Source organism: Cryobacterium sp. CAN_C2 (genome assembly GCF_015751745.1).
GTDB lineage: Bacteria > Actinomycetota > Actinomycetes > Actinomycetales > Microbacteriaceae > Cryobacterium.
This window is the reverse complement of record NZ_JADOUX010000037.1, coordinates 1-5701: the sequence shown is the minus strand read 5'-3', so window position 1 is coordinate 5701 and position 5701 is coordinate 1. Positions and strand designations below refer to the sequence as shown.

Annotated in this window: 5 protein-coding genes; 2 read left to right on the top strand and 3 right to left on the bottom strand. The window is 66.1% G+C overall.

The annotated features are described in order from the left end of the window. Positions 1-184 precede the first annotated feature (184 nt). Complete coding sequence (ahcY, locus tag IWX77_RS16655; protein WP_196845664.1) at positions 185-1672, bottom strand: adenosylhomocysteinase; 1488 nt, start codon at positions 1670-1672, stop codon at positions 185-187. Positions 1673-1872: 200 nt separating this feature from the next. Then, the gene (locus IWX77_RS16650; protein WP_196845663.1) at positions 1873-2097 is read right to left on the bottom strand and encodes a DUF3499 family protein; all 225 of its coding nucleotides are present in this window, start codon (positions 2095-2097) and stop codon (positions 1873-1875) included. A gap of 44 nt (positions 2098-2141) precedes the next feature. Between IWX77_RS16650 and IWX77_RS16645 the strand changes: the two genes are divergently transcribed. Beyond that, positions 2142-2588 (top strand): metallopeptidase family protein, encoded by a 447-nt coding sequence (locus IWX77_RS16645; protein ID WP_196845662.1) that lies wholly within the window; start codon positions 2142-2144, stop codon positions 2586-2588. A gap of 307 nt (positions 2589-2895) precedes the next feature. Continuing rightward, the gene (locus IWX77_RS16640; protein ID WP_196845661.1) at positions 2896-3576 is read left to right on the top strand and encodes a hypothetical protein; all 681 of its coding nucleotides are present in this window, start codon (positions 2896-2898) and stop codon (positions 3574-3576) included. A gap of 297 nt (positions 3577-3873) precedes the next feature. On the opposite strand, the gene IWX77_RS16635 is transcribed toward IWX77_RS16640, so the two are convergent. Further along, entirely contained in the window at positions 3874-5271 is a 1398-nt protein-coding gene (locus IWX77_RS16635; RefSeq protein WP_196845660.1) for a glycosyltransferase family 87 protein, read from the bottom strand. Between the last annotated feature and the right edge of the window lie 430 nt (positions 5272-5701).

Here is a 5701-nt window from a genome sequence, read left to right as displayed (position 1 = left end):
CCTTTGGGGTACGTATAGATACATTACGGCCACCCAGCCCACCCGTCAAAACGCCCCCCACCCGGGCGTGTCGCCAGACCAACACCCCACACCCCGGGCCCGCCCTAAGAACGTGGGCCCACGATAGAACGTGGGCCCACTCTCCGGGCCCGGGGGCCCGGAGAACAATGGATGGTACGGGGTGTTAGTAGCGGTAGTGGTCGACCTTGTAGGGGCCCTCTACGGGAATGCCGAGGTAGCCGGCCTGCTCGGGGGTGAGGACGGTCAGTTCCACGCCGAGGGCGTCGAGATGCAGGCGCGCGACCTTCTCGTCGAGCAGCTTGGGCAGCACATACACACCGACCGGGTACTTTTCTGGAGAGACATAGAGTTCGATCTGCGCGAGCACCTGGTTGGTGAAGGAGTTACTCATCACGAACGAGGGATGACCGGTGGCGTTGCCGAGGTTCATCAGGCGCCCCTCCGAGAGTACGAGCACACTGCGCCCGCTCGGCATCCGCCATTCGTCGACCTGCGGCTTGATCTGCACCTTGACTGCGCCCGGTAACGACTCGAGTGCGGCCATGTCGATCTCGTTGTCGAAATGTCCGACGTTGGCGACGATCGCGAGGTGCTTCATGCGCAACATGTGGTCAACGCCGATGACATTGAAGTTTCCGGTGCCACTGACGAAAATGTCGACCTGTTCGACGACGGAGTCGAGGCGGGCGACCTGGAATCCATCCATCGCGGCCTGCAGAGCATTGATCGGGTCGATCTCGCTCACGATCACGCGGGCGCCCTGGCCACGCAGCGCTTCGGCGGCGCCCTTGCCGACATCGCCGTAGCCGGCGACGAAGACGACCTTGCCGCCGATCAGCACGTCAGTGGCACGGTTGAGGCCGTCGGGCAGCGAGTGGCGAATGCCGTACTTGTTGTCAAACTTGCTCTTGGTGACCGAATCGTTGACGTTGATGGCCGGAAAGAGCAGTTCCTGGCTCGCGGCCAGCTCGTAGAGGCGGTGCACTCCGGTCGTGGTTTCTTCAGTGACACCCACGAGGTCGGCAGCGACCAGGGTCCAGCGGTCGGTCGACTCCGCGAGGGACTGACGGAGGGCGGCGAGAATGACACCGTACTCGTGGCTGTCACCCGCAGCATCCGCTGGAACGGTGCCGGCCAACTCGAACTCGCGACCCTTGTGCACGAGCATCGTGGCGTCGCCGCCGTCGTCGAGGATCATGTTCGGGCCGGTCCAGGACGCGCCAGCGGCTGCCGCCTCGGTGCTCCAGTCGAAGATCTGCGTGGTGCACCACCAGTATTCCTCGAGCGTTTCGCCCTTCCAGGCGAACACCGGAACGCCGGCGGGGGCATCCGCCGTGCCGGTGGGGCCGACCGCGATCGCCGCGGCCGCGTCGTCCTGGGTGGAGAAAATGTTGCAACTGGCCCACCGCACCTGGGCGCCGAGGGCGACGAGGGTCTCGATCAGCACTGCGGTCTGCACGGTCATGTGCAGGGATCCAGCGATTCGGGCGCCGGCGAGCGGCTTCGACTCGTGGAATTCGGTGCGCAGAGCCATGAGGCCCGGCATCTCGTTTTCGGCCAGCCGTAGCTGGTGGCGCCCAGCCTCGGCGAGCGACAGATCGGCGATCTTGTAGGTGAAGGTGCGGGACACGGTGGGTGAGGCGACAGTCATGGTGCTATCTTGCCATTTCCGTCTGAACGACACCGACATTGTTTCGCTCGTTCGTGGGCGGGGCCGCCGCCAGAACGGATACGGCCGTGCTGCGCCGTACTGCCGCTGCGGCGGGCGCCATCACGATAAAGGCCACGACGCCGAGCGCCATGATCGCCCACAAGGTGCAGCGCCAGCCGCCGCGGCACAGCCGGCGCGTTCTAGTTGGCGGCGTCGGGCTCGTCGGCCACGAGGCGGTGCCGCATCAGCTGCCAGCCTTGCGGAGCGCTCGTGCGCTCCGCGTGCCGGGAGCACAGGTCAAAGCTGTGCGGTTCCTTGCGGCTGGAGAGCGGGCCGAGCACGGCGAGGGACTCCCCATAGTCAAAGGTGAGCGTGGCCACCGAGGGTTCGAGGCAGGCAACACGAGAACACGGGCGGAATGTCATTGCTCATAAGGGTACCGGCTGCCAGCCCACCGTAGGATGGCAGCATGTCCCGATCCCGTCGTTCCGCAGCGCCCGAACCGACCGTACGCGGCCGCGGGCGTGACCGGCACGGCCGCGGCATCCGCAGTTCGGCGACCGGCCCGTTTCTGCCGCCGCTGCGCACCCGCATCGATCTGTTCGACATGACGATTGCCTCGACGATCGAGTACCTGCGCGGCGTCTGGCCCGAAGAACTGGGCAAATCCGTGTTCGAGGTGGCCTCCGGACCGCGGTCGGTCGTGCCCGGCGTCGGTGTCGAACGCTGGATGGTGACGCCGAAGACGAATCGTGTGGTGTTCTATCGGCTGCCGATCCAGCGTCTGTCGCGCCTGCACGAAAACGATGAGATGCACCAGCGCATGATGATCGAGAGCTGCGTTTTTCGCGGCGTCGCTGAACTGCTCGGCAAAGATCCCTGGGATCTCGCGCCGGATCGCTTCCGCCACTTCTAGACCACCGCCACCGGCAGCTCCGCCCCCTCCCGGTCTCGTCGGCGCGAACCGCGACAACCACACGGCGCGGGGCGGGCGGGGCGGCGGGGTGGGCATCCACTCGGCTGAGGCTCGGCACTCCCGCGCTGTGACTGGGATCACGGGCACCCGAGGGGGTCCGGTGGCGCGCCCGCGTGTCTGTACGTTTGCTGTATGTAGTAACAGAACGGTAACGGATTGAGGTGATTCCAAACCTTTTCGGGGGTGGAACCGAACACCATGCAGACCCCAACACCACCTGCACCATCTACAGAAAAGGATTCACCCCATGCGTTCATTCACTCAGGTCACCGTCGGTTTCGCTGCTGCTGGAATTCTCGTTGCCGGCCTCGCGGGCTGCTCCGCGACCGGCACTACCACGACCCCGGCGCCCCCGTCGACCTCGTCCAGTTCGGCCGAGGCCACGCCGACGCCGCTCGCCTCCATCCCCAGCCTCTCCGGCGTTGACACCGCCGTGCTGCTCGACGCCGACTTCGGTGCCGCCCTCACGAGCCTCGGCCTCACCGCCGGCACCGTCGGAACGGCCACCCTCGCAGACGGCAGCCTGCACTTTCCGATCACCGGCGGCAACGTGGACTACTACGACCCGGCCGAGAGCTACCGCCCCTTCGTTCAGGGCTCCATCAAGCACGAGGGTTCCGGCTTCTCGCTGACCGCCGGCGACATCGTCGTCGAGCTGACCAACTTCACCATCGACCCGGGCACCTCGGAGCTCTTCGGTGACGTCTCGGTCAACGGCAAGTCCGCTGCGACCCAGGCCCTGCTGTTCAATCTCTACGGTGGAACCCTTGAGCCGCTCAAGATGGACGGCGACAACGCCATCCTCACCGGCACCACGGTTCACATCTCCTCCGTCGCCGCCGGCCTGCTGAACTCCACGTTCAGCACCGACGCCGTCGCTGACCAGATGCTCGTTGGTGTCGCGACCATCACCGCCGCGACCAAGTAGGTAACCGACTCTCCCTACAGAGTCTTCGCAGCACAAATCGGTCTTCGCAGCACCAATCGGACTTCGCAGCACAAATCGGGGCTCGCCACACGGCGGGCCCCGATTTGTGCGTGCCCGCACGCCTCATGGTCGCCGGCGAGAAGTTGGACGGTAGCGCTATCGGCGCCGACTCTACACGCGGCGGCCGCGAACCGCGGCACGCGGGTTTGATCGATCGCTGCGCGTGGTTCAGCTCGCAGCACGTCGTGATTTACGGAGCGCCCTGAGCTGTAAAGCGTTCCACGATCACCAACCCGTCTACTTCGCGCTGGCCGGGGTCGGCCAGCGGATGCCGGCCAGCATCCGTTTAACGGCGCCGGGGCCGGCGCGGTGCAGGGATACCGCGACGATCACAACGACTGCGATCGCGATCGACGCCTGGGTGAGCGGCACGCTCGGCACGAGTAGCCGCAGGGTGAGCGCCATCGGCACGAGCAGCCATTCCCAGCGGCCGCTGAGCGCCACGAACGGCAGCAGCAGCAGCGCATACCAGGGGTAGCGGGGGCTGAGCACGAGCAGGGTCGCGCCGATCATGACAAGTTGACCGACCCAGGGCCGGTTCTGGTCGGTTTTGACGATCACGAGCACGGCGACGACGCTCAGGATCAGGCCGGCGACGATAATAGCGGATGCCCCCGGCGCGACGAGAGACACCAGCGCGAACCGAGATCCATCCTGGTACCCCTCCTCGCTCAGGTAACCGGGGAGGTAGCCGAGCACCCCGATGCCGGTGGCCAGCACATAGGGCACGTACAGCAGTGCAAAACTCAGAACGGATGCGCTGACCATGCGCCACCCGCCCCGCTTGAGCAGCGCCGGCGCCGCCAACACCGGGATGAGCTTGGTGCCGATCGCGATTCCGAGCAGGGCACCGCCGCGCCACACCTTCTTGGTCGAGACGAGGAACACGGCCGCGACGACGAAGATGACGCCGAGCATATCCACGTGGGAGTTGGTGATCGCCTCGGTCGCCACGAGCGGGCACCAGGCCCAGAGCGCCGCGTTGCGCAGGTCGAGGCCGCGGCGGCGCATGCCGACCAGCAGCATGACCGTCGTGCCGAGGCTCATAAGCAGCCCGGCGAGCTGCAACGGCCAGTAGGTCGGCTCGGGGCCGGTGAGAAAACGCACGACGGCGAAGAAGATTTCGCTGGCCGGCGGGTAGATCGTGGGCACCGCCGTGCGGTTGAGCGCCGAGCAGAGCAGCTCGTCGGACTCGGTCTTATGGGCGCGGACGATGCGTTCGCCGACGCAGGCCTCCGTGCCGGCGGCAGTGGTCTGTGGCGCCGGGAACAGCCAGTCTGGCCTGAGGGAATCGAGGCGGTCATCCGCTGGGGTGAAAGCGTAGGGGCTGATGCCATTGTTTTGCACGATGCCATCCCAGGCGTAGCGGGCCGAGTCGGTACTCGTGTTGGGCGGGCCGACCATCGCAGCGCCGCCGATCAGGGCGGAGCCAGCGAGGACCAGCGCGACGACCGCCGTGCCGTTGATGCGGCGCAGCAGCCACCAGGCCAGGCCGAACAGCAGCCAGAGCGCACTCGTGACGAGCACGAGTTGCACCCTGTCGCGGCCCGGTTCGAACAGGTCGAGGGCCAGCACGCTGAACGCCGTGAGGGCAGCGCTGAGCACGAGGAGCCCTGAAACCAGAATGATTCGCACCAGTCCATCCTCACCCACGGGCGCTCGGCCGCGCGCTCTCCCGGCCGCGCGGCGCGAGAAACCTGCGGACCGTAAGACTCCTTGGTTGAGTGTCGAGACCAGGTGCCCGCCAGCGGATGAATTCCATCAGTCCCACCCGTCGGGTGCAGCGAGCAGCAGGAGCGAGTCGAGGCAACGACCGACGAGCGTGCCTGCAGGCAGGCACAGAGGCCGATCAATTCGTCGACCACCGCGTCGACGGGCCGCACCGTGCAACAGGCGCACCGGCTCACCGGCCCACCGGCCCACCGGCAATGCACTCATTCGACCGGCCTGAACTGTGCCGTCGCGCCGCCCTGTTCTGTTCTGTTCTGTTCTGTTCTGTTCTGTTCTGTTCTGTTCTGTTCTGTTCTGTTCTGTTCTGTTCTGTTCTGTTCTGTTCTGTTCTGTT

Excerpts from the sequence above, each read along its gene's own strand:
- ahcY (WP_196845664.1), bottom strand. The coding sequence starts at position 1,672 with ATGACTGTCGCCTCACCCACCGTGTCCCGCACCTTCACCTACAAGATC.
- IWX77_RS16650 (WP_196845663.1), bottom strand. The coding sequence starts at position 2,097 with ATGACATTCCGCCCGTGTTCTCGTGTTGCCTGCCTCGAACCCTCGGTG.
- IWX77_RS16645 (WP_196845662.1), top strand. The coding sequence starts at position 2,142 with ATGTCCCGATCCCGTCGTTCCGCAGCGCCCGAACCGACCGTACGCGGC.
- IWX77_RS16640 (WP_196845661.1), top strand. The coding sequence starts at position 2,896 with ATGCGTTCATTCACTCAGGTCACCGTCGGTTTCGCTGCTGCTGGAATT.